Source organism: Okeania hirsuta (genome assembly GCF_003838195.1).
Classification (GTDB): domain Bacteria; phylum Cyanobacteriota; class Cyanobacteriia; order Cyanobacteriales; family Microcoleaceae; genus Okeania; species Okeania hirsuta.
In genome coordinates, this window is the sequence record NZ_RCBY01000417.1 from 1 (window position 1) to 3,630 (window position 3,630).

The 3,630-nt window shown below is 45.9% G+C and carries 3 protein-coding genes and 1 pseudogene; 3 read left to right on the forward strand and 1 reads right to left on the reverse strand.

The features are described 5' to 3' along the window. The 3 genes and pseudogenes from D5R40_RS31175 to D5R40_RS43175 all read left to right on the forward strand — a co-directional run. A partial coding sequence (locus D5R40_RS31175) for a hypothetical protein (protein WP_205127774.1) occupies positions 1-237 on the forward strand: 237 nt, incomplete at its 5' end. Between the two features lie 1,938 nt (positions 238-2,175). Then, positions 2,176-2,511, forward strand: coding sequence for a DUF7619 domain-containing protein (locus D5R40_RS43605; RefSeq protein ID WP_445974458.1), 336 nt, complete (start codon positions 2,176-2,178; stop codon positions 2,509-2,511). 43 nt (positions 2,512-2,554) lie between these two features. Continuing rightward, positions 2,555-2,782 (forward strand): annotated as a pseudogene (locus tag D5R40_RS43175) (putative metal-binding motif-containing protein); the annotation flags it as partial. A gap of 563 nt (positions 2,783-3,345) precedes the next feature. Here D5R40_RS43175 and D5R40_RS36585 read toward each other — a convergent pair. After that, positions 3,346-3,630 (reverse strand): DUF4249 domain-containing protein (locus D5R40_RS36585; RefSeq protein WP_205127775.1); only part of this gene is annotated, 285 nt, incomplete at its 5' end.

Below are 3,630 nucleotides of genomic sequence, written 5' to 3' on the forward strand. Positions count from 1 at the left end.
GATTTTCGCGAAGAAGTTTGGGTATCTGACGGTACCCTAGCGGGTACACATGTGCTAAAAGAAATAGTCGAAGGCTACGATCATCCCAGTCCTGCAGGCTTCACGGTCATCAATGATCACCTTTATTTCTTTGCCAGGGATCCAGTAGTTGGCAACACCTTTTACGTCAGTGATGGAACCAGCGAGGGCACCACCATTCTATACGATATGGATGACTTATATGCTGGTCAAATTTAGATCAGTTGCAAGCAGGGAAGGGCGATTATTCTTCACGAAGACGATATACTTTGGACCAGTAGAGGAATGAACCCCAAACCAATAGCCTGGACACAGCTTACAGCGTATTTGAGTTTTTACATTTTTTACAAGGGCAAAAGGGGTACCATTATCGACAACGACGGGGCATTTTCCACACCGATGGTACACCACAAGGTTCAGGGCAAATGCCTCCACTTCAACAATGGCGAAAGACCAGCCTTTAGTTCAGGAATACTCAACTATAAAGACGAGGATGTGGTTTTTGATAACAACCTCGGCGCATGGTACCGAATGGTGGAAAAGCGATGGTACCCTCTCCGGAACAGGCTTAGCCTTTGAAGTTACGCCTGGAACACAGATGGGCATCAGTTCAAGCACCCATATTGCCACCAACGGAGACTTATTGTTCTTCTCCGCCAGAGGATGAAACCACGGACGTGAATTGTGGATTAAGCGATGGTACCTTAACGGGAAGCCGCATGCTGAAAGACCTTAACCCTGGTCGCTGGAACATTCAAACCCTAAGAATTTTTTACCGACAAGGAAATCTTCGTCTATTTTGTCGCTGGTCCTCTCCCACTGCTGCACTGTGGTAACAGATGGCACAGAGGAGGGGACCATTAAGCTAGCCGAATTTGACTATTTCCCCCAGTTTTCTCCACTCAGTATAAAGGCCAAGGCGAAAAATTGCTCTTTACTTGCGACCAGATCTCTGGATAACAGATGGCACCGTAGAAGGGACACAATTACTAGATGATACGCAAACCTACTTTTTTAACGAGCTGATACATATCGGCGACATGATCTATTTCATCCACAGCACGGAAGAAAATGGACGTGAACTCTGGATCACCGACGGAACTAGCGAAGGAACGCGGGATGGTAAAGGACATTGAACCGGATGGATCTTCAGACCCCTCCAATTTCATTGAAATCAATGGTTTCTAGTATTTACTGCTAAAACTCGCACCAATGGGACGGAGCTTTGGATCACCGACGTACAGAAGAAGGGACACAACCCCTTAGGGGCAGGAGGCTTTTTCGAGTGACTATAGAAATATGGTACAGTACAAAGGCAAGCTATTCTTTATTGCCGAAGAGTCCCGCTATGGAGAAGAAATCTGGTATGTAAGATTTTGGCCTCAAAGCTGCAGGCTCAAGGGCGGGTATTTCTGGACCAAAACAGAAACCGGTGTACAGGATAATGATGAAGTAGGCATTCCCAGAGTGAGCATCCGAGGATCAGCGCAACACGCCTATACTTTCACCAATTGATGAAGGTTATTACGAACTCTTTTTAAAATAGTGGACAAGATGAAATCTCCCAGATGTAGGCCCAGTGCTGGGAAATTACAACGGAACCACTCTCCTACCCTATTGAGGCTAATAGTGAATCCACCGAACCACTGGACTTTGGACTCTTCAACAACAGTGATTTAATCGATCTACAAGCACATATCCATTCTGGTCCGACCCGATGTGGGTTTACCGTTTCCCTTTTGGATCAAGGCAGACAATACCGGTTGTCGAGGCACAAACGGACAACTAGGATTAGTGCTCAACGAACTGGTAGAGCTAGTAGAATCCGAAAACCCACCCGATCAGATCGAAGGGATACACTTTGGTGGTGGAACAAACCTAAGCATTTGACCAAAATCATACTTCCAAGTTCAGATCGCCCTTAAAATGCCCAGCGAGGAGTTACAACGGAGAAATCCTGCAATTGCAGGCCCTTGACTCGCTACCAGAAAGAAGACGGAGAAGTAGTGCAAGCAGTTCAGTTTAACTTTTCCTCCACCATTTCGTTGCGCCCATAGACCCAAACGACAAATTGGTATTACCCGCCCGCGGCAGATTTCGCAGGGGGAAAACTATACACCTTTGATGAACCCTTAGCTTATACCGTTCGCCTTCAAAATAACAGGAAGCGACACAGCGATCAACATCCGGATTGAAGACCATCTCTCGCCCTTACTCGATTGGGAAACCTTTACCCCAGGAATATCCAGTCATCACTACGCCGCTAATCTCGACAAAGAAGGTTGGTCACCTTCTATTTCCCCAACAATCTATCTACGGACAGCACCCACCAACGAAGCCGAGAGTCATGGCTTCGTCCACTTCACGATAGCTCCTAAATCAGCAGATTCTAAAGAGTTTGACCATATCCAAAATGAAGCCGCTATCTTCTTTGATTTCAATCAACCCATCATAACCAATACCGTTGAGAACCCTGATGGTCAGGTTCGCTAGATGCCATTAGGACAGCTTCCCCTTATGGGAAGATTGTGAAGATCAAGACAAATCAATCAACCCCACTGCCATCGAAATCCCCAACAATGGGATCGATGAGGACTGTGACGGGATGGATCTCTTAGTTGCCACCGAATCCCCGCTGGCAGCCGAAACCAAGGTGTTTCCGGCGAATCCCGTAGCTGGTAACTTGATTGTAGAATACACCGGTCAGCGTAATCTCATAGGCTCAATTTCCACCTTAAATGGTCACGCAACTTTGGCGATCTGATATTGCTCTCTGGGCAGCAGGCGATAGATATGAGTCCGTACCCGCCAGGTATGTACCTAACTGATTTTGCAATCAGATGAAGCCTCGCAGTGTATTGAGGATTGTAAAGCAGTAGATTTTGAGAATGGGCGGGGAGATTCACGGGATGAGGGGACTCATCCCGTTAGGCGGGACAAGGCTTTTATGCTTATTTTGCATAGTTAAAAACTCCGCAGAACCGAAACTGAGGAATTCCCATTAACACTAGAAGTGTTGAGCGCCATTAGCTCATTTTCTGGGTGAAGCGTATAGACTACCTTTTATTTATTCCTCAACAAGTATGGATTTTCTTTTTGACATCGATCACTGAGAAAAAGCAAGGGCCTTGTACTGAAGTGGTTCTTGACTTTGGATATTTCCTACTATAGTTGCTGGAGGAGGGTTACCGGTGAAGGATAAACCCTGGTTACCCGTCAAGGTGTACAATTCAAAGAGGAAATCATAGTAGGTTTCAGAGATACCAATTTGTTCCACTAAACGCTTATCTCCAACCTCCAATATAGCCTCTTCATTAGGATTGACCCCTACCCTATTTTCACCATCAAAGAACTCATCATTTCAAGATGATAGTTCTGGCATTCCGCAGGATCAGGAATCACAATGAGCTCATTGTTCCGGCTATACGCGGGTAGGTAATGATAAAAATTAGGAATACCAACCGGATCCTGGGAATTGATTTTCACAAAATAGCCCTCATCTGTAATTCCGGTCTCCTCCTCGAATTCTGTGTAGATACTATCAATCGCAGGCACCTCCACCAGTCTGTCATTGGCCGTATATTGCTTTCCTTCCCAAGCTATTACCAACTC